Origin of the sequence: Paenibacillus sp. FSL H8-0259 (assembly GCF_037963255.1) — a bacterium.
Lineage (GTDB): Bacteria > Bacillota > Bacilli > Paenibacillales > Paenibacillaceae > Paenibacillus_AQ > Paenibacillus_AQ phytohabitans.
This window is the reverse complement of record NZ_CP150147.1, coordinates 2,593,929-2,614,447: the sequence shown is the minus strand read 5'-3', so window position 1 is coordinate 2,614,447 and position 20,519 is coordinate 2,593,929. Positions and strand designations below refer to the sequence as shown.

13 protein-coding genes and 2 tRNA genes are annotated in these 20,519 nt (G+C 52.6%); 1 reads left to right on the top strand and 14 read right to left on the bottom strand.

Annotated features, from left to right (window positions below; translation table 11 throughout):
* Positions 1-375: 375 nt before the first annotated feature.
* From NSU01_RS11010 to nrdR, 3 genes are all read right to left on the bottom strand, one after another.
* A tRNA-Lys gene (locus NSU01_RS11010) sits at positions 376-448 on the bottom strand.
* A 6-nt stretch (positions 449-454) separates the two neighbouring features.
* Positions 455-530: transfer RNA gene (locus NSU01_RS11005), tRNA-Ala, on the bottom strand.
* 246 nt (positions 531-776) lie between these two features.
* Positions 777-1,253 carry a transcriptional regulator NrdR gene (nrdR, locus tag NSU01_RS11000; RefSeq protein WP_039305242.1) on the bottom strand — a complete coding sequence of 159 codons (477 nt, stop codon included), beginning with the start codon at positions 1,251-1,253 and terminating at the stop codon, positions 777-779.
* 163 nt (positions 1,254-1,416) lie between these two features.
* On the opposite strand from nrdR, the gene NSU01_RS10995 reads away from it, so the two are divergent.
* A complete protein-coding gene (locus NSU01_RS10995) occupies positions 1,417-1,635 on the top strand; it encodes an alpha/beta-type small acid-soluble spore protein (RefSeq protein WP_039305013.1) in 219 nt (72 codons plus the stop codon).
* 99 nt (positions 1,636-1,734) lie between these two features.
* Here the strand turns inward: NSU01_RS10995 and NSU01_RS10990 are convergent, their stop codons facing one another.
* From NSU01_RS10990 to NSU01_RS10940, 11 genes are all read right to left on the bottom strand, one after another.
* Positions 1,735-2,298 (bottom strand): lytic transglycosylase domain-containing protein, encoded by a 564-nt coding sequence (locus NSU01_RS10990; protein ID WP_076242860.1) that lies wholly within the window; start codon positions 2,296-2,298, stop codon positions 1,735-1,737.
* Positions 2,298-2,894, bottom strand: coding sequence for a dephospho-CoA kinase (gene coaE, locus NSU01_RS10985; protein WP_042135448.1), 597 nt, complete (start codon positions 2,892-2,894; stop codon positions 2,298-2,300). The genes NSU01_RS10990 and coaE overlap by 1 nt, the downstream gene beginning before the upstream one ends.
* 9 nt (positions 2,895-2,903) lie before the next feature.
* Entirely contained in the window at positions 2,904-3,632 is a 729-nt protein-coding gene (locus tag NSU01_RS10980; RefSeq protein ID WP_042135446.1) for a manganese efflux pump, read from the bottom strand.
* 185 nt (positions 3,633-3,817) lie between these two features.
* A complete protein-coding gene (mutM, locus tag NSU01_RS10975) occupies positions 3,818-4,660 on the bottom strand; it encodes a DNA-formamidopyrimidine glycosylase (protein WP_076242756.1) in 843 nt (280 codons plus the stop codon).
* 51 nt (positions 4,661-4,711) lie between these two features.
* The gene (gene polA / locus NSU01_RS10970; protein ID WP_042135442.1) at positions 4,712-7,384 is read right to left on the bottom strand and encodes a DNA polymerase I; all 2,673 of its coding nucleotides are present in this window, start codon (positions 7,382-7,384) and stop codon (positions 4,712-4,714) included.
* A gap of 229 nt (positions 7,385-7,613) precedes the next feature.
* Positions 7,614-8,273 (bottom strand): phosphate signaling complex protein PhoU, encoded by a 660-nt coding sequence (gene phoU / locus NSU01_RS10965; RefSeq protein WP_042211754.1) that lies wholly within the window; start codon positions 8,271-8,273, stop codon positions 7,614-7,616.
* A 123-nt stretch (positions 8,274-8,396) separates the two neighbouring features.
* A complete protein-coding gene (pstB, locus tag NSU01_RS10960; RefSeq protein WP_039304980.1) occupies positions 8,397-9,152 on the bottom strand; it encodes a phosphate ABC transporter ATP-binding protein PstB in 756 nt (251 codons plus the stop codon).
* Between the two features lie 139 nt (positions 9,153-9,291).
* Entirely contained in the window at positions 9,292-10,020 is a 729-nt protein-coding gene (locus NSU01_RS10955) for a response regulator transcription factor (protein ID WP_039304977.1), read from the bottom strand.
* Positions 10,021-10,216: 196 nt separating this feature from the next.
* Positions 10,217-12,010: an ATP-binding protein gene (locus tag NSU01_RS10950; protein ID WP_042135439.1), complete on the bottom strand. Its 1,794-nt coding sequence runs from the start codon at positions 12,008-12,010 to the stop codon at positions 10,217-10,219.
* A 1,182-nt stretch (positions 12,011-13,192) separates the two neighbouring features.
* On the bottom strand, positions 13,193-17,044 hold the full coding sequence (locus tag NSU01_RS10945; RefSeq protein ID WP_083705162.1) for a carbohydrate binding domain-containing protein: 3,852 nt from the start codon (positions 17,042-17,044) through the stop codon (positions 13,193-13,195).
* A gap of 87 nt (positions 17,045-17,131) precedes the next feature.
* On the bottom strand, positions 17,132-20,137 hold the full coding sequence (locus NSU01_RS10940; RefSeq protein WP_076242754.1) for a carbohydrate binding domain-containing protein: 3,006 nt from the start codon (positions 20,135-20,137) through the stop codon (positions 17,132-17,134).
* Positions 20,138-20,519: the final 382 nt, after the last annotated feature.

Below are 20,519 nucleotides of genomic sequence, written 5' to 3'. Positions count from 1 at the left end.
CCAGGTTAGATTCCAACCATCTTCTCCATTTATATCGTAACCGACAAGTTCTCTCTCTCCCCAAGCTTCTGTGCCCGTTGGGACCGCCAAAAAAAAGAATCGTTTCAACGTTTGTAGCATTTACGGAAACATCCAGTTCGCCGCTGTTCTTCGGAACTATGTACCAACTATCTTTTTTGGGGAAATTAGTTTCAACATTCGATATTCCAGGTGTAGTATCACCCGCCTGGGAAGAGATGCTCCCTTGATTTATAGAAAAGTCCCCGGAGGAACATGCTGTAAGAACGAATAGATAATTTTTGATATCCGTCTACAGCTATATATATGGTATGAAGAAACAACAAAAAAACGGCATCTCTGCCGTTTCTTCTGTGATGGACTCTCAGGGGCTCGAACCCTGGACAAATAGATTAAGAGTCTACTGCTCTACCAACTGAGCTAAGAGTCCGTAGTATGGTGGAGAATAGGGGGCTCGAACCCCTGACCTCATCGCTGCCAGCGATGCGCTCTCCCAGCTGAGCTAATTCCCCATACGCTTGATTTCGAATCACATTATGTATTCTGAAATCCATTTTGAGCGGTTCGCTCAAGTCGCTTTCAAGTTGTTATGTTTCGTAGGCGACTTCTATATAATACAGAAATTCAGCATCAGTGTCAACACTTTTATAAAATTAATTAATTTCTATGCAGAGGCGCTTCACACAGAGGCCAGCCTCACAATATCAAGGCTAGCCCCTTTATGCCAGGAATGGCACATTACCTCTTCACAAAGCCTCCTACAGCCCGTCCAGCTCCTCAGTCCCCTTAGAGAGCAGTCCCTTCAGTTCCTTCATAAACATGTTGATGTCCTTGAACTGACGGTACACGGACGCGAAGCGGACGTAAGCTACCTCATCTACAGGATAGAGCTGCTCCATGACCAGCTCGCCGATCTGGCGGCTCTCGATCTCGGCCAGGGCGATGCCGCGCAGGCTTTTCTCAACCTCGGATACGATGACTTCCAGACGCTCTACAGAAACGGGACGCTTCTCACAGGCGCGGATGAGGCCACGGAGGATTTTGTCACGGCTGAACTCTTCGCGGCTGCCGTCTTTTTTGATGACAATCAGCGGGGTCTCTTCAATCATTTCGAAGGTGGTGAAGCGGCGGCTGCACAGTTCGCATTCGCGCCTGCGGCGGATTGACTTATTCTCATTGGCTGGACGGGAGTCAAGCACTTTGGTATTGGTGTGATCACAGTAAGGGCATTTCATAAGCTTCATCACTTCCTCATAGTAAGAATGGGTATGCCCCGCTCCTGAAAACCCAGGCTACACGGGGATATGTTAATTTCCAGAAATCACCGTTTATTTGTTGTTATGAATATGGCAAGTCCGGCACATAATACAGTTACCAACCGATAGGAGGTGAACAGCAATGAGCCAAAACAACAGCTCCAATAACCTGGTAGCTCCAAATTCACGCGGTGCCTTGGAACAACTGAAATTCGAAGTTGCCCAAGAACTAGGTATCACCCTCTCCCCAGATGGATACCAAGGCAATAAAACTTCTTACGAAAACGGTTCGATCGGTGGTTACATCACTAAACGTCTTGTAACCCTGGCTGAACAGCAATTGGCAGGTCAATACAAATAACCTGTCTCCATAAGCTTGCCTAAAGAAGTATTGAACGGCCTCCGGGCCGTTTGATGCTTCTTTTTATGTCGGCACAAATGCAATATTTAAAGCAGAGCCTCAGAATTCACTGTAGAGCTCCGTGTATTGGTCATAATAATAAATGACGCGCTGTACATAATGACGGGTCTCGCCGAACGGGATATCCTTCACAGACGCTTCTGTTCCGTCCCACCGGCCTTCATCCAGCCAGCTCTGTACTTTGCCGGGTCCGGCATTATAGGCGGCTATAACCGCTGTCCGGTTGCCCTCAAACTGCCGCGAAAGCGTAGACAAATACCAGGTGCCCAGTTCGATATTGGAGGATGGCTCTTCTTTTAGCCGCTCAAGAGACACATCGGGAAGCTTGGCCTTTTCCAGCGCCCACTTGGCGGTATCCGGCATCAGCTGCATCAGTCCGAGTGCACCCTTTTTGGATTCGCGTCCGGTCTTGAAATTGGTCTCAACGCGGATAATTGACGCCACCAGGAACGGGTCCATCTCATAAGTAAGGCTGTGTTTGCGGATCTCATCTTTATAATGTATCGGATAAAACCACGACATCCAATTGGTACCCAGGAACAGGATCGCTGTAAAGCCGATAAACAGCAGCAGCAGTACTCTTTTTTTGCGCAGCCACTTCATCATGAGAGGCCCAGCCTGTCCCACAGGCCGGCAACCTGCCGCTCCGTAGCTCCGGGATCACCGCTGTTGTCGATCACATAGTCGGCTTTCCTGCGCTTCAGTTCGATGTCCATTTGCGACTTCAGCCGGTTCTCGGCTTGTTCCAGCGTCATTCCGTTCCGCGCCATGAGCCTGGCCAGTTGGACTCTGCGGGGCACATATACCACAATAATCTGATCGAATAAATTGTCCAGCTGTGATTCATAGAGCAGCGGAATATCCACAATAACCAGCCGTTGCGGATCTTCCTGATCTAACGCATACATACGGTCCTTAATTTCTGTGCGGATCGCCGGATGTGTCAGATTGTTCAAGGTCTGAAGTGCTTCCGGATCCCGGAAAACCATCTCCCCCAGCCTCGCCCGGTCCAGTGTTCCGTCCGGCTGCAGAATCGTCTCTCCAAAAGCCTGTACAGCAGCGGCCAGCACCGGATGTCCGGGGAGCATAACCTCTCTGGCGATGACGTCGGCATCCACCAGAGCAGCTCCCTTAGCGACAAACAGTGCGGACACGGTGCTTTTTCCGGAAGCAATCCCTCCGGTTAAGCCCATAATCATGTACTCACCTCATAATAGCTTCATTATACCCATTGCAATCAATAATAACGCCGGCAGAACAGCCGCATGCTTCATCCAGTAGCTGCCTGACAATCTTAGTCCTGTCTTCATCCCCAGCAGCAGGAAAGTTCCGCTGAACACAGCGATCATCAGCGAGGTCGACACCGGGCTGAACCCGAGCAGCGCAGCACCGAGACCGGCGCCGAAGGCATCCAGCGAGAGCGCAATGCCCAGGACCATAGCTTCCATGGAGGAAATACTCCCGGAAGCATCCATATCGGCGGAAGACGGGGTGCGGAGGATCTGAATGACTACTCCCAGATGCCGGAGCTCCAGTGAGAATACAGCCGGCTTCAGCACCTCTGCCTCTGCCTCAATCGCAGCGGCAGCAGCCGTCTCCAGCAAGGCTTGCCGGTCTGGCAACCCGTCTCCGGCTCCCAGCCCTGCTTCCCCCTGCTCCTTCTCTTTCTGTGTCAGCATCTGGAACAGCGACCAGCAGCCCATCAAGACGAGAATAACCGCTCCGATACTGGAAGCGGCATGCGGTGAGACCACCTTGGCCAGCAGCACGCCGACCTGCATAGACACACAAATGACTACCCCCGAACAGAGCGAGATAATCATAATTGAGAGCAAAGGAATTTTCATTTTACGCAGTCCATATGTAATGCCTACACCAAATCCGTCCAAACTAAGAGCAAACGCAAGCAGCAGCAATGACAACAATGGGCTCAGCACCCGCAATCCCTCCCGTGAAGAACCGGAACCTGGCGGCCTTGTCAGCCGGGTTCCGTTCGCCTTAATCAGCAATCTTCACACATTATATGGGCGGGACGGGCAGTGAGTGCCTGCCTTTTGATGAAGCATGGACAACACCGCTTAGAACTTCCTTATAAATCCACTTCATAAGCCCGGCTGAATGCTTACCTTATCTGCACCGGTACAGGCTGGCAGTTCGGACAATAATGCGTGCCCCGGCCGCCGACAACACTTTTCTCAATCAACGTTCCGCAGGTAGCGCAAGGCTGATCCTTGCGTCCGTATATGCGGTGCTGATCCTGGTAATTCCCGCTCTCCCCCTGGCCGTTGACATATGACTTCACCGAGGAGCCTCCCGCATTCACCGCCTCTGTCAAGGTTGCAACGATCGCATGATGCAGCCTGGCCAGATGGTCCTCCGAGAGAGAGTTTGCGGCTTCTTCCGGATGAATACCGGCACGGTGCAGGGATTCATCCACATAAATATTGCCGATACCGACGATATATTCCTGATTCAGCAGCAGCGGCTTAATTTTGGTGCTTCTCCGCGAGACAATCTGTTTGAAACGCTCCAGGGTGAAATCTGCATCCAGCGGTTCCTGTCCCAGCTTATTCAGCGGCTTCAGCAGCAGATCCTCACCCGGCTGGAACAGATGCATCGTTCCGAACTGGCGCACATCGGTATAACGCAGCTCCGTACCATCGGTGAAATGGAAAATCACATGAGTATGCTTGTCCAGCGGCTCGCCCTCCCGGTACACCCCGTAACGGCCTTCCATCCGCAGATGGGAGACCATCACAAGTCCATCGAAGACGAACCGCAGGAACTTGCCTCTGCGCTCAACCGTTACTACGCTATGGCCTGCCAGCATATGGGCAAAAGCCTGAATATCATCCGGCCGCTGAATAATCCGCGGCAGCCGGACGGTGACATGCTCTATCTGCTTGCCTGTAATTAAATCATTAAGTGTTCTTCTGACTGTTTCGACTTCCGGCAGTTCCGGCATAATGGCTCACCTCCATTCCATTATACCGGATATCCAGCGGATGCGGGGAGCCTATTTCGCTTCATACCAGTTACTGCCAAAACTTACCTCTGCCTTCAAGGGAACGGACAGCTTCAGCGCTCCGGCCATAACCTCCGGCAGCAACTGCTTCATCTGCTCCAGTTCATCTTCCGGCACCTCGAACACAAGCTCATCGTGCACCTGCAGCAGCATGCGGCTCTTCAGCCCGCGCTCGTACAGGGCCTTGTCCATGTGAACCATTGCCAGCTTGATAATATCGGCAGCCGTTCCCTGGATCGGCGTATTCATGGCGGTACGTTCGGCGAAAGAACGCAGATTGAAGTTCTTCGCATTGATCTCCGGCAGATAGCGTCGGCGCTCCAGCAATGTGGTCACATACCCCTGCTTGCGTGCCTCGACCACGATATCATCCATATAGCGGCGGACACCCTTGAACACTTCGAAATACTGTTCAATGAACTGGGCCGCTTCCTTGCGCGGAATGTTCAGGTTCTGTGACAGGCCATAATCACTGATGCCATACACAATCCCGAAGTTAACCGCCTTGGCAGAACGGCGCATATTGCTGTCCACCATATCGGCTGTAACGCCGAATACGTCCATAGCGGTCTTCGTGTGAATATCCATGTCTTCTACAAAAGCTTCCTTCATCCGCTCATCGCCGGAGATATGTGCCAGCACCCGCAGCTCAATCTGCGAGTAATCCGCCGCCAGAATCGACCAGCCGGGTTCGGAAGGCACGAACACCTTACGGATCTTGCGGCCTTCTTCCAGCCGGATCGGAATATTCTGCAGGTTCGGGAACTGGCTGCTGAGACGTCCCGTTGCGGCAATCGTCTGCCGGTAGAAAGTATGGACCTTGCCGGTCTCCGGCGAGATTTCCTTCAGCAGGCCTTCCACATAGGTGGATTGCAGCTTGGCAATGGAACGGTATTGCAGGATCAGGCGCACAGCGTCATGGTAAGGAGCCAGCTTCTCCAGTACCTCGGCATCGGTGGAATACCCGGTCTTCGTCTTCTTCACGACAGGCAGGCCGAGCTTCACGAACAGGATTTCCCCCAGCTGCTTCGGTGAATTGAGATTGAATTCTGTTCCGCAGATCGAATAGATTTCTCCTACCAGCCGGGAGATTTGTGCTTCGAATTCTTTGCCGAGCTCTATGAGGTCATCTTTGTTAACCGCAATGCCCTGCTTCTCCATATCGGCAAGAATCCGCGAGAGCGGCATTTCCAGATCCTGAAACAGTCCGGTCATCGCGGTCTCTTCCAGCTCCTCCTGCTGCTTCTGCACGATGCCGAGCACGGTTGCGCTCTTGCGGGCTACGTGATTTCCGAGAATCTCAAGCTCCGGTATTCTATATTTGGCCCCTTTGCCGAATACATCTTCATCAGGCGATAAGCGGGGCAGTCCGTATTTGCTCGTGAGGTCATTCAGATTCTGGTTCGCTTCCGTCGGGTCGAGCAGATATGCGGCAAGCTGGACATCATTAGCAGCTCCGGCAAAAGCAATCCCCTGCCAATGCAGCGCCAGATCGGCACGGTGCAGGTCATACCCGCTCTTCGGCGCTTTGTCATCGCCGAGCCAGTCCCGCAGCGGCGCCGCTGCGGCGCTCTTCAGCAGGGCAAACGGCACGAAGTAGTGCTGATCCGGCGAAGACAGCCCGAGACCAATGACCTCTGCACGGTGCGGATTCTCACCATTCGATTCCACATGCAGCGCCGAAATGCCCGGCAGCGCAGCAATCAGGTCAGCCAATCCGGCTTCATCCACTATAGTGATATTAAGCGCTGCCGCTTCCACCGCTGCTGGATCTGAACTGCTGCCATCGGCCGCATGCGAATAAGCGCTCAGTGACAGGCGTTCGAGCAGGGATTTGAATTCGAGCTTAGCGAGTGCAGGACCAGCCGTATCCGTATTGATACCGCTGAAGACCATATCCTCCCAGGCATGCGCCAGCGGAACTTCGCGGTAGATCGTCGCCAGCTTCTTGCTCATGATGGCGCTGTCAGCATGCTCCTCCAGCTTTTCCTTCATTTTGCCCTTCAGCTCACCGGTTCCGGCCAGTACCCCTTCTACTGATCCGAACTGCTGGAGCAGCTTGAGCGCTGTCTTCTCCCCTACTCCCGGCACACCGGGAATATTGTCACTGGCATCGCCCATCAGCCCTTTCAGATCGATGATCTGCTCCGGGGTAAGATCATATTTGTCCCGGATCTGCTGCGGCCCGTACAGCTCTACTTCCGTAACGCCCTTACGGACCAGCGCGACGGTTGTATGCTCTGACGCCAGCTGCAGCATGTCCTTATCCCCGGACACAATCATTACCTGCCGCCCTGCGGCATCCGCCTCGCGGGAGATGGTGCCGATAATATCGTCAGCTTCATAGCCGCCGATCTCAAACTGCGGCACCCCTAATCCCTGCAGCAATTCCTTCAGCAGCGGGAACTGTTCGGACAATTCCGGCGGGGTCTTTTGGCGTCCGCCTTTATAGTCTTCATACCCTTCATGCCGGAAGGTAATCTTCCCGGCGTCGAAGGCCACAATCATATGACTCGGCTTATGCTCTTCAATCAAACGCAGAAGCATCGTCGTGAAACCGTACACCGCATTCGTCTGCTGTCCTGCTGTATTCGTCAGCGGCGGCATCGCGAAAAACGCCCGGTAAATGATATTATTTCCATCAATCAGTATCAGCTTGTCCACTCTAGCACCTCGCCTTTATCTTGCTTACTTCTTATATAGTACCATATGCCCCGCACCAAGTTGAAACATAAGGATGATTGATTTTAGTGAAGCCTATTCATGAAGCCCGCCGGATTCACGCGGGGTCTGCAGCTTATGGCATCCTAAGCAGGATTTCCAATCAGACAGCGCTTTAAAACAAAAAAGGCAAGCCTCCGGGGATGAAGGCTTGCTGTCGTGCCTGATGCTTTTATTGATTCAGATCCGGACGTTTGCCCGTTACAAGATAAACTACGCTCTCGCCAATGTTGGTCGCATGATCCGCGATACGCTCAATATAGCGGCCAACCAGCGTAAGCAGCATAGCTTGATTAACCGACTCGGGCTTCTGAACCATGTAAGTGTACAGTTCATTAATCATTGCACTGTACAGCCCGTCGACCTGATCGTCGTCCTGGGCCATTTTGTAGGCCAGATCCGTATTCTCATCCAGATAGGACTGAATTGCCTCTGAGATCATTACCGTAACAATCTCGGCCATCCGCGGAATATCCACAAGCGGTTTAATCAGCTGCTGCCCTTGGATCCGCATCGTTACCTTAGCCACATCCAGTGCCAGATCGCCCATACGTTCGAGGTCACTGGAGATTTTGAAGGCTACAATGATGCGGCGCAGATCCTTGGCTACCGGCTGCTGGGTGATGATCAGCCGTGAGCCGATCTCCATAATCCGGTCTTCCATCGCATTCAGCCGTAAATCGTTCTTAACAATTTCCTGTGCCCGTACGGTGTCCAGATTCTGCAAAGCAAGTACTGCACCTTCCAGCGCATCCGTAACATGCTCGCCCATCTGCTCCAGCAGACTACGCAGCTCTTCCAGATCTTTATCGAATTCTTTTCTGCGAATCATATTGAAAACGATCCTCCTCAAAAACATATGGTCATATAGAGTGAACTTAAGAATACGCCGTAAAGCATTCTTAAGTTCAGCTTATACCGCTGATTTCCTTCCGGGAACGGATTCCTCTGCCGTTTAACCGAAGCGTCCGGATATATAATCTTCAGTGCGGGAGTCTTTGGGATTCGAGAACAGCAGTTCCGTATCCTGAGCCTCCACGATAACGCCGTTCAGGAAAAATACGGTGCGCCCCGACACCCGGGCGGCCTGATGCATATTATGCGTGACCATTACAATCGTATACTTATCCCGCAGCTCCTGTACCAGCTCCTCAATCTTCAGCGTGGACACCGGATCAAGTGCGGAGGTGGCCTCGTCCATCAGCAGAATATCCGGCTGTACGGCAAGGGCTCTGGCGATGCAGAGACGCTGCTGCTGGCCACCGGACAAGCTGAGTGCAGACTTTTTGAGGAAATCCTTCACTTCCTCCCAGAGTGCGGATTGGCGCAGGCTTTGCTCCACAATGACATCAAGCTCGGCTTTGCCCTTCACCCCATGGAGGCGCGGACCATAAGCTACATTGTCATAAATCGACTTGGGAAAAGGATTGGGCTGCTGGAACACCATACCTACCTGCTTGCGCAGACTTTCCACTTCAATCTCGTCGCTGTAAATATTTTTACCGCCGATGTTTACTGTTCCTTCAATACGCGTTCCGGGAATCATGTCGTTCATTCGGTTTAGGGTACGCAGCAGCGTGGACTTTCCGCAGCCGGAAGGACCGATAAAAGCGGTAACCTGTTTCTCCGGAATTTGCAGATCCACATTCTTCAGCGCGTGAAATGACTCATAGTAGAGATCAAGTTTCTCTATGTCAATGATGGATTTCATTAGTTTCTGTTGTCTCCTTCTCATCATCTTCGTTCCCCATGATAAGCTTTCAGTGTAAATAGAGCTCCAGAGAATTGTTAACGCTGTGTAAAATCAAAATTCAGCAGGACAGGTGTATCTGAAAAAGAACACCGCCATATCAAATGACTGGTGTTCTCTTCTTGTTCACGACCAGCTTATAGCCGACCCCGCGGATGGAATCAATATGCACGGATTCAGGATCAAGCTCAAGCTTCTTGCGCAGCGAGCTGACATGAACGTCTACAGTACGCTGGCCGCCGATATAATCAAAACCCCAGACCGCATTCATCAGATCATCACGCGTCAGAACCACACCCGGCTTCCGGGCCAGATACAGCAGGACTTCAAACTCCTTGGGACGCAGATTAATGCTCTGTCCGCCCAGAGAGACTTCATAACGTTCCGGGTAGATTTCCAGCTGTCCCAGGATAATGGTCGAAGCAGATACCGCCGTTTCCGGTGGGGCTTCCTCGGCAAGACCGGATATCCGGCGCAGGACCGCGCTGACACGGGCCAGTAATTCGGAGACGCCAAACGGCTTGGTTATGTAATCGTCGGCCCCCGATTTCAGGCCCCGGACTACATCTTCTTCGGCATTCTTGGCCGTCAGTACAATGACCGGTGTACGTATGCCCTGTCCACGCAATTTATCCAGAATGTCAATGCCGTTCATGCCGGGCAGCATAAGATCCAGTACGATCAAATCAAAAGGTTCTCTAGTCGCACGGTCATATCCTGCCGTTCCATGATCCTCCACCGTCACTTCATAGCCTTCCTGTGTCAAATTATAAGACAGCAGCCGGGCCAGTGTCGGTTCGTCTTCAATGACAAGCAATCGTTGTGCCATAGGTTCCCCCGTCTTTTCATAGGTTATTAAATTTACAAAACTGCACACATGCACATCATAGCACCACAATGTTAACTTGGTGTAAAATTACGAATTTAATATTACCCCTTTGCCAGCATACAATCAAATCAGGACATACGCCCTATCCACGGGCTAAAGAAGGATGTCCTGCCAGAATTGAATCGTTGCTTGCAGGTTACTCGTTCTCTTCCTGCAGCAGCGGAAGTTCCAGGATAAAAGAGCTGCCGATGCCCAGATCGCTCTCTACTGTAATTGATCCTCTGTGCAGCTCTACCAGATGCTTCACGATGGACAAGCCCAGGCCGGTTCCGCCGGAGCTTCTGGAGCGGGCTTTGTCCACCCGGTAGAAGCGCTCGAAGATCCGCGGCAGATCCTTGCGCGGAATCCCCATGCCCGTATCGCTCACGGTAAAGCGCACACTCTCCGTTCCGTCTGCCTTTTGAACGTTGGCTACGGTTACCCTTACATTTCCCCCGTCCTGCGTGTAGTTAATCGCATTCGAGAGCAGATTCATGAAGATCTGGCGCAGCTTGTCTTCATCCCCCTCGATAAACAGCTCCGCAGGTACATCCGAGCTCAAGGTGATCTTCTTTTTCTCCGCCACCTTGCTGAGTGTTTCCAGCACAGAATCGAAGAACTCGATCAAATGAACCGGCGAGCAGTCCAGCTGGACGCGTTTGGATTCGATTTTGGACAATTCCAGAATATCTCCAATCAGGCGGTTGAGCCGTTCGTTCTCATCATAAATAATCTGCAGGAACGAACGTGCGGTCTTCTCATCCGTAACGCCTCCGCCGAGCAGGGTTTCGGCGAAGCCTTTTACCGCAGCTACCGGTGTCTTCAGCTCATGGGAGACATTCGCGACGAATTCGCTGCGCATTTTCTCCAGACGGCGGATTTCCGTCACCTCCTGCAGCAGGAACAGCATTCCCCGGGTGGAGCCGTCCTGAATCATCGGCACTCCGTCCAGGCGTACAATCCGCTCCACCGGATTATAGATAATACGCTCTTCATGGACCGGTTCATTACGGGATACGCCTTCTTCAATCAGCCGGGTCAGCTCATAATGATGTTTGATTTCTTTGTAGGAATGCCCGGTCATCTCGCTGTTCTTCACATCAAGGAGCCGTTCTGCCGCACGGTTGAGCAGGGCAATCTCCCCTTCGGCGTTAATCATCACGATCCCGCCGGTCATATTATCGAGTACGCTTTGCAGCAGATCCTCGTTGTCGCGGATGGTCTTCAATTGGGCCTGCAGACTGTCTGCCATCGCGTTGATCGCTGTTGCCAGCTGGCCGATCTCGTCCTTGCGCTTCATCGGCACACGGGCATCGTAATCCAGATCGGTGATACGCCGCGCGACTCTGGTAATCTGCTCAAGTGGCGAGGTCATGCTGGAGGCTACCTTATAGCTCACAAAAGTGGCCGCAATAAACAGCAGCACGAGTCCCCCAGCCATAATCATCCACGCCCGGTTCAGTCCTTCCGTCACTGCATCCAGTCCCATGGAGAGCCGGATATATCCGTCGAAGCCCTGGTCAGAGACTACCGCACCAGCTACATAGAGCATTTCGCGGTCCAGCGTATCACTGTAGCGGATTGCCCGGCCAATCCCTTCTTTCGCGGCGAGCAGCTCCTCTTCCCGGGTAGAGTGGTTGTCCATTTCCAGCGGATTGCGCTCCGAATCGCCAATCACCCGGCCTTCCTTCGTAATGAAGGTGATGCGCGATCCTGTCAGTGTGGATATCGTCCGGGCCTGGTCTGTATAGTAATCCATGGCGTCCGGACTGTGCATATCCTTGAACGTAAACGTGCCGGAGAGCAGATTTATTTCCCGGGACATGTTTTCTTCCAGTACGGAAATATGTGAGTCCTTAAACAGCTGGGCCATAGTAATGCCAGCCCCGGTCATGGATATCCCGATCAGGGCCATGAGTATGAATGTAAGCCGAACGCGGAACGGTTTCATCAGTAGTAGTCCTCTTCCTTATCATTGTGTCCTTGTGAACATCCTACCTCCATTTTCGTCAAAATACCAGATCCGGCAGCGATTATCAACGGAGTGTAAAATGGGTTGCATGAACAGATATTATAGTCTTGGAGTAAAAGCTGCTTTAGCACTTGGATGGACGCTCCGCAAACGGACCGTTGTTCCGATCGGAGTAGGAGCAACGTTAGAACTCGCTGTGGACGCTCCGCAAACGGACCGTTGTTCCGATCGCTGTTGTTCCCGGATTTTATTTATTCTCCTTAGCGGTGAAAATCCGTGAACAAAGGCGAACGCTATCGCTTCTCCACAATCAGTCCGTCCGCTCCGCTGTTTAAGAGGGGGAAGTTACGGCAAACCTGTAGACCCTTGAATGCTTCAGCCTCAACACCTCAACACCTCAACACCTCAACACCTCAACACCTCAACACCTCAACACCTCAACACCTCAACCCTCAACCCTCAACCCTCAACCCTCAACCCTCAACCCTCAACCCTCAACCCTCCAACCCTCCAACCCTCCAACCCTCCAACCCTCCAACCCTCAACCCTCAACCATCAACCATCAACCATCAACCATCAACCCTCCAATCCTTAATCCCCCCATAAAATAATAGAAGACAAGAAATCGCCCCTTTTAAATGGCTGGACCACACACCATTTAAAAGGAGCGATTCTTTTAACACACATTATAGTCTATAGATCAATATTCTTCCTTTAACTGTTATTAATCAGCAACAAATACCGATGCAACCGCTTATTGTAGCTCAGACCAGAAAGGTTTTTATAAAATCCTGCATAAAATACAACATTTTCTTCATTATATTGGCCCAAATTCAAAATTGTTGTACCAAATGCAGCATTTTCTCTTTTACAAGAGGTTTAACGGAAGGATTGTTGTATTTCGTACAACAATCCTTCCGCACATCCAGATATCTAGGGATCAAAGTTGTAAAACGTACAACAATTATGCCTGCAGAGCTTCTTCAGAGTCTCAATTCTGCCGGTAACTAATCAGGTGTGAAGAGAGAAATGAATTATTGCGCTAATCCCACCAGCGATTACTGGCAACTTGTGGGATTGTTAACTAAAGTGTAGTTAGGATAGATCATATCCGCTTCTAATAGATGAACCAACTTTTGGTGTAAGCACGGAATGCGTCCATTACTGATCCTTCCAGCGCTGAACGGTCAGCGTGACGGTCTGTGCACCGCCCGCCGGAGTTAGCGACCTGTTCGCAATATCCGCCCCGCCGGATGCTGTCTCTACCGAAGCCCAGCTACCGCGCGTCAGCTTATACGTCACTGCTGTTCCTGCCGGAAGGCTCACGGTGATGGAGTATATACCATCGCTGCCTTTAGTCAGCAAGTACGCCGGATCTGCTGCATTCCAGCTGTTGAAAGACCCCGTTAGATAGACTGGCCCGGATGCTGGTGTAGAACCCGGAACGGTCACTCTGAAGGTTACGCTGTCTGCCTGCGGCTCTCCGGTGCTAAGACTTCCGCCAGTCAGACTCGAGCTGCCAACATTAAAGTGATAATTGCTGCCGCCGTTATTATCCCAGGTTCCGCTGCCGTTATTAAAAGCTGCAGTAAGGCCTGTTGCAGTTCCGAGCTGGATGGTAATCGCCTTGTAACCGCTAAATGCGGATGCCTGCATCTGCACGCCCGGCGAGGTGGTCCAGACCGTCGCCCCATCCAGCTTGTAATGAATATACGAATTGCTGTAGGCTGAATTCTTGTAATAGATCGTGGCCGTATTGCCCACCGGCGTGGCAGTTGGCACCGGAGTCGCGGTCGGCGTAGCCGTTGGCGCCGCTGTAGGCGTAGCCGTCGGTACCGCTGTCGGCGTAGCCGTCGGTGCCGCTGTCGGCGTAGCCGTCGGTGCCACTGTAGGCGTAGCCGTTGGCACCGCTGTCGGCGTAGCCGTTGGCACCGCTGTCGGCGTAGCCGTCGGCGTCACTGTCGGCGTAGCCGTTGGCGCCGCTGTAGGCGTAGCCGTTGGCGTCGCGGTCGGCGTAGCCGTCGGAACAGCCGGGGCGCCCGCCTGGATTTGCCCGGTAGGGGTATAGGTCCAGGTGCCGGTGCCGAACAGATAATTGCTGCCGCCGTTGCTGTCCCAGGTACCGCTGCCGTTATTGAAGCAGGCTTCAAGCTGGGTGGCTGCACCGATATTTATCGTGATTTTGTTATAGCCTGCCACTTCAGCCGCAGGAATCGCTACGCCCGGCGCCGTCGTCCAGGTGCCCGCAGCCGGACGGTAGTGAATGTACGGTGTGGTGTAGCCCTTCTTGTAATAGATCGTCACATTATTCCCCGCCGGAGTTGTGGCCACTGCTGCTGCACTCAGTCCGGACAGATTGCCCGAAGCGTCATACGCTTTGACCTTGTATTCATATGTCGTAGAGGAGGACAAGCCGCTGTCTGTATAAGAAGCAGACGGTGATGTACCGATCTTAATGCCATCGCGGTAGACCTCGTACCCTGTCACACGGATATTATCGGTAGCTGCATTCCATGTCAGCAAGGCCGAGGAGGCATTGACCACAGCTGCCTGAAGATTAGCCGGCACAGACGGGGCTTCCGTGTCCGGAACTGCAGGCACATCGGTAATAAACGGATGCGTTCCCTCAACGGTTCCCTGCATGCTCTCGGTATATTTTCCGTTTGCCAATGTGTATTTGCCGGCTCCGACATAGACCTGCTGGATATCGCTTTTCGTTACATTACCCTTAGCGTCTGTGGCTTCAATATAGTAGTCCACCAGCTGGTCACGATAATCCGAGATATAACTGAAATACAGATTGCCGATGTCCGTAGCCGGAACCTTCTGCATGATGGCCTTGCTGCTTGGCTGCCAGTCGACCCCGTTGATATCGGTGCTGAGGTCGCGGACCGTCATCGGGTATTCCGTCCAGGCACCAACCTTGGCAGGGTCAATATTGGATATTCCTGCTGCGGCCAGACCCGCCGGGTCATAGACCTTAAAAGTATTGTCCGCAGCATCTGCCGTCTTGTCGCGGTGTGCCCGGACCTTCACCTTGATATCGCTGATACCGCTGGTGTCGAAGGCGTAGGTATAAATGGAGAACACATTATTGAAATGCTGCAGCGTCCAGCCCTCCGCCTTGCTGACATTCGCGCTGCCCGGATTGTACGGGTAACGCTGCGGCCACCATACGGAGGGGCCGGTTTTGTCTTTGGCCAGCTTTTGCGTAACATAAGGCTTGGAGAAATACAGCGATTGATTGAAGGACAGTGCCGGCTTCACGCTGTCATCCACATTCTCATCGTAATACCCGAAGCCGGAGTCCATCGCCGGGAGCAGGAAATACCAGGCTAATTCAGCCGGATTGGCGCCGCCGGCATAATCGCTTGCGGTGTTCCCTTTGACCGGATAAGAGATCATCCAAGGGTTGAGCTGATTGCCCTCGTAAGTCACCTCGCGGTCAATCGGATTGACCGGCTTCCAGTAATTCGGATGCTCATCCAGCCAGATCTGCTCGGCTGTCTTGGCATAATTCAGGGAAGCCTGCAGCAGGGCGAAGTTACGCTCCAGATAGTGGTACCCCTTCTCGAAGGATACGGTCATGCCTTCTTCGACACCGGACAGATTCTTCTTCGGCGCATAAGAGGTGCCGTTCACCTGATTGAAGCTGGCAAACTGGCCTTTCCAGATGCCGAACGGCAGATGCCAGTGGTACCAGGTCGGATCGGAGGAGGAATCCCGGGTATCAATCCATGAGCCGTCCTGAACATGGACTACATCGGAGGCGGCTGGTGTATTATTGCGCAGATACTCGTCAATTCCCATACCGGTAACACCGCTGCTGGCATAGGTCACATTCCCGGCATTGCGCCAGGTCTCCTCGGAACCTGCCCGGCCCGAAGAATTATCCCCGTCATGCGCGACCACAAAAATCTGCTTCTGCGCGACCAGATTCTCATACGGCTTAAGCACATCTGCTTTTACCTGGCCCAGATATCCTTCTTCCCATGACTGCGCCTGTGCAACCGGAACGCCGACCACTTTGGATTCTGCCCCGGTTGCCGGGTCCACATAACGGACCCAATGGGCTGTAGAGGCAAAAGGATACTTGTTATAGACAACCTGCTGTTCGTTGAACATCGGTTCATTCACCCAGGAGCCTACGGTGCTGACATTCTGCAGATCACTGCGGTTGGGCGGTGAGACCATCGTATCCGTGCCGGGACTGTTCAGCAGCGGATAGTCCTTAAGCGTACGGGAGAAATGGTTGTTGCCGATTACGGACCACTGAATGCCGAGCTTTTGCAGGACGGGAATTATCCGTTCAGAGAAACCCAGCTCTGTCGGGAAAAATCCCTTAGAGGACTTGTAGCTGCTTCCGAGAAAATAAGGCTGAGCCAATGTGGCTCCATGATAGATCATATCCTTGAGCAAATAGTCGTTGCCGACCAGCGGACCCATAGAGTGATGCCCGGAGAAATGGATCAGATCGAGCATATTGCTGCCGTTTGTTGTTTTGAGCTGATCGACGGCGTTCTTCCAGGGAGTACCCCAAGCCGGATTATTGTATCCGCTTACATTACCCTGCTGAATAATACTGTTCACGTTATTTACAACCGAGCCGGACATTGTAACATGCATCTGCGCCTGGGGATAATTGCTGTGCAGCGTGTTAGCCACGCTCCAGGGCCAGGTTAGATAGGCTCCTGTCTTCGCGTGATGTGAATAATAGGAGACCAGATCATCATGCGGCATCGGGGAACCGTTCGGCAAATAATAGGTATATTCCGCAGGAGGGTTCTGCTTCAACTGGATGACTTCACCATCATACGTATAGCGGATCGGACTTCCTGCCGGGGCAGCGTTATAGGAGTTCAAATCATAGTACGCCCAGAAATTCGGCATATGGTTATGGTACACATGCGTAGCGGCAATATCTGCCGAGACATTGGTGACTGTTGCCGGAACAATCAGAAGCATGCCCAGCAGCAGGGCTGTGATTTTGCGCCAATACCTGGATTTCTTCATCAGCAACCAGCTCCTCTCTTTTCAACCACATCAGCTTATTCAAAAGAACGGGGGCGCCGGAATTCATCCTTTGCCCCCTGTCACTCCCTATTGATCCTTCCAGCGCTGCACGGTCAGCGTGACGGTCTGTGCGCCGCCCGCCGGTGTGAGCGCACGGTTCGCAATATCTGCTCCGCCGGATGCGGTCTCTACCGTAGCCCAACTGCCGCGCGTCAGCTTATACGTCACTGCCGTTCCTGCCGGGAGGTTCAAGGTGATGGAGTATACACCGTCACTGCCCTTGGTCAGCAGGTATGCGGGGTCAGCCGCGTTCCAGCTGTTGAACGACCCGGTCAGATAGACAGGCCCGCTCGCTGGAGTGGTGGCCGGAACAGTGACCCGGAATGTCACGCTGTCCGCCTGAGGCTCTCCGGTGGTAAGGCTTCCCCCCACAAGGCTTGAGCTGCCTGCGCCAAAGTGATAATTGCTGCCGCCGTTGCTGTCCCAGGTTCCGCTGCCGTTATTGAACGCTGCAGTAAGTCCGGTCGCGGTTCCGAGCTCGATGGTAATCGCTTTGTAGCCGCTGAATGTGGATGCCTGCATCTGCACGCCCGGCGAGGTCGTCCAAGTGCTTGCCCCATCCAGCTTGTAATGGATATAGGAGTTGGTATAGGCCGTATTCTTGTAGTAGATCGTCGCTGTATTCCCTACCGGAGTGGCGGTTGGCACCGGAGTCGCTGTAGGCGTAACCGTTGGTGTCGCGGTCGGTGTGGCTGTTGGCGTAGCGGTAGGTGCCACTGTCGGTGTCGCGGTCGGTGTAGCTGTTGGTGTTGGTGTTGCGGTCGGCGTTGGCGTCACCGTTGGTGTCGCAGTCGGTGATGCGGTCGGAACAGCCGGCCCTCCTGCCTGGATCGTTCCTGTCGGAATATACGTCCAGGTACCGGTACCGAATAGATAATTGCTGCCGCCGTTGCTGTCCCAGGTGCCGCTGCCGTTATTGAAGCAAGCCTCGAGCTGGGTCGCCGCACCGATGTTGATCGTGATTTTGTTGTAACCTGCCACTTCAGCCGCAGGAATTGCTACGCCCGGCGATGTCGTCCAGGTTCCCGCAGCCGGGCGGTAGTGGATGTAAGGTGTGGTGTAGCCCTGCTTGTAATAGATCGTCACACTATTTCCGGCAGGCGTGACGATCAGTGCAGCCGCGCTGAATGCCGAGAGGTTGGCGGCGGCGTCATACGCTTTTATCGTATACGAGTAGTTCGTACTGCCAGATAAGCCGTTGTCTGTGTAAGAGGTAGTTGCCGAGGTCCCAATCTTGACCCCATTGCGGTAAATCTCGTAACCTGTAACCCCGACATTATCGATGGAAGCCGTCCAGGTCACAAGCGCACTGGAGGCATTCTGCACAGTGGCTGTTACATTCGCCGGAACAGACGGCGCCTGGGTATCAACTATTGGCTGCGTCTTGGAGTAGATTTTGGCGGAGTTCGCACTGAGTGTGACTGTAATTTGCTTCCCGGTTGCCCCGCCGGATTGTACGGTTACCGTGTCTGAGGTGTTCAACTGGTTAATCAGTACTGTTCCCACAGTCAGAGTACTTTCGGCGCGCAGCGGAATCGTAACGGTCTGCGATCCGCCCGAAGCATTACTGAACGCGGAGATGACTTCCTGTCCCACATTGGTCCCGCTGTCAATCCGGCGGGAGAACGCGTACAGGTTCTGGGCAGACCACATTTCACGCTGGGTACCGGTGCGCAGAGCCGGGTTGTTTTTGCGGATTTCATTAAGCTTGGCTACATGCTTGTAGGTGCTGGCGTTCTCATTGAAATAATTCTCCACCACGTTGCCGCTTGCATCACGCTTCACCATAGACCAGCGGTTCCACGTATCAGCAATACCGCCAGTCATAATCTGGCCGTTCCCGTTGCCTTTATTCTGTTCTGTACCCTGGAACACCACCGGGGTTCCGCGCACAGTGAAGATGAAGGACAAGGCATTCTGCAGCTTCTCTACACTGCCTCCGGCCTCTGTCAGGAAGCGGTTGCGGTCATGATTATCAATGAAGGTGACCATATGATTCGCATTGCCGTTGTAATAGGAATCGAGAGCCAGTGTACTCTTAATATTGGAATCGAAGGATTGTCCGTAAGCAAAGCTATTCAGCACAGAGAAGAACAGCGGGAAATCAAGCATCCCCCATTCCTTGCTGCTGCCGACCCAGCGGGAGACAAATTCGGCATTGCCGTCAAAATTCTCTCCGAAGGTGTTCACGCCCAGCAGTGTCTGCAGCTCCCCGATATCCGTCGGCTTCATCAGCTTGGCGGCATCAACGCGGGCACCATCTGCACCTGTATAATCAAACCAGCCTTTAATCGAGCTGAAGATGGCCTGCTTGGCGGCAGGAACATCGAAGTCGATATCATCCAGTCCGCCCAGATCGTGATTCTCCAAATAATCCTGGGCCCACTGATCATATCTTCCGTCTGCCAGCGACCAGTTGATATCCCCGTTATGGTGATACCAGGCCGGATTATTGAAAGGGGCGACCGGCTGCAAGGCAGGTATATCATAATAAGCCTGGGTACCCAGCATATAGTCGCCGATATGATTCGGAACGACGTCGATGATGACCTTGATTCCGAGCGCATGCGCTGAATCTACCAGCTCCTTCAGCTTCTCTTTTGTACCGAAATAAGGATTGGCCGCATTGGGATCTTTGACATTGTAGCCGTGGTAGGCTGTGTTCTTCCCTGTCCCGTTATTCTCCCGGTTGGTCATCTGCGGTTCGGCAACCGGAGAGATCCAGATCGCCGTATAGCCCATATTATGAATATAGGGGAGCTTATTGATAACTCCCTGCCAGTCTCCACCCTTCATATAACGGAAATCCTCTTCAGAGGTCTCTCCATAGCGGATGGCGGCTCCTGTGGCATTATTGGAGGAGTCTCCGTCATTGAAACGGTCAACCATAATCTGATAAATCGTGTCATTCTCTGTAACCGTACCGATACTGGCCGCTTCAGCCTTAACTGGAGGCAGAACAAATAAATTCATCGTGATCGAAAGAACCATGGATGTGATAAGTACGGGGATAAGCCAATGTTTACGTTTCATTCTTCATCTCCCTCTCATAAATGCGTATGCACAACACTTTCTGCCAAAAAGAACAAGCTACCGTCTACAGCCTCATCTTACTCACTTCAGGGAAACCGGTTTCCCCACTAAAAATTAACATGGACTTGTATGCGCTGTCAAGACATATAAATTGATCTTCCTTAGAACCCGTATCCCATATAGGATAACGATTCTGCAATACGCAGAAAATCCCCCGTTTAGCATCATCCGGCAGCATGCACCTCCGCGGACAGGCACCGGTTTCGATTTCTTTCAGAGGCGCACCGCAAAAAGACCCCTTTCATCAAGCAGAAAGAGGTCTTACTATCACTGAATAAATATACTATTTGATTCATATCATCCAAAAAATCACTGTCACAGT

Coding starts and splice junctions, on each gene's coding strand:
- NSU01_RS10990 (WP_076242860.1), bottom strand. CDS start 2,298: ATGAAGTGGCTGCGCAAAAAAAGAGTACTGCTGCTGCTGTTTATCGGC.
- NSU01_RS10945 (WP_083705162.1), bottom strand. CDS start 17,044: ATGAAGAAATCCAGGTATTGGCGCAAAATCACAGCCCTGCTGCTGGGC.
- phoU (WP_042211754.1), bottom strand. CDS start 8,273: ATGATTCGCAGAAAAGAATTCGATAAAGATCTGGAAGAGCTGCGTAGT.
- mutM (WP_076242756.1), bottom strand. CDS start 4,660: ATGCCGGAACTGCCGGAAGTCGAAACAGTCAGAAGAACACTTAATGAT.
- NSU01_RS10950 (WP_042135439.1), bottom strand. CDS start 12,010: ATGAAACCGTTCCGCGTTCGGCTTACATTCATACTCATGGCCCTGATC.
- NSU01_RS10955 (WP_039304977.1), bottom strand. CDS start 10,020: ATGGCACAACGATTGCTTGTCATTGAAGACGAACCGACACTGGCCCGG.
- pstB (WP_039304980.1), bottom strand. CDS start 9,152: ATGAAATCCATCATTGACATAGAGAAACTTGATCTCTACTATGAGTCA.
- nrdR (WP_039305242.1), bottom strand. CDS start 1,253: ATGAAATGCCCTTACTGTGATCACACCAATACCAAAGTGCTTGACTCC.
- NSU01_RS10995 (WP_039305013.1), top strand. CDS start 1,417: ATGAGCCAAAACAACAGCTCCAATAACCTGGTAGCTCCAAATTCACGC.
- coaE (WP_042135448.1), bottom strand. CDS start 2,894: ATGATTATGGGCTTAACCGGAGGGATTGCTTCCGGAAAAAGCACCGTG.
- NSU01_RS10940 (WP_076242754.1), bottom strand. CDS start 20,137: ATGAAACGTAAACATTGGCTTATCCCCGTACTTATCACATCCATGGTT.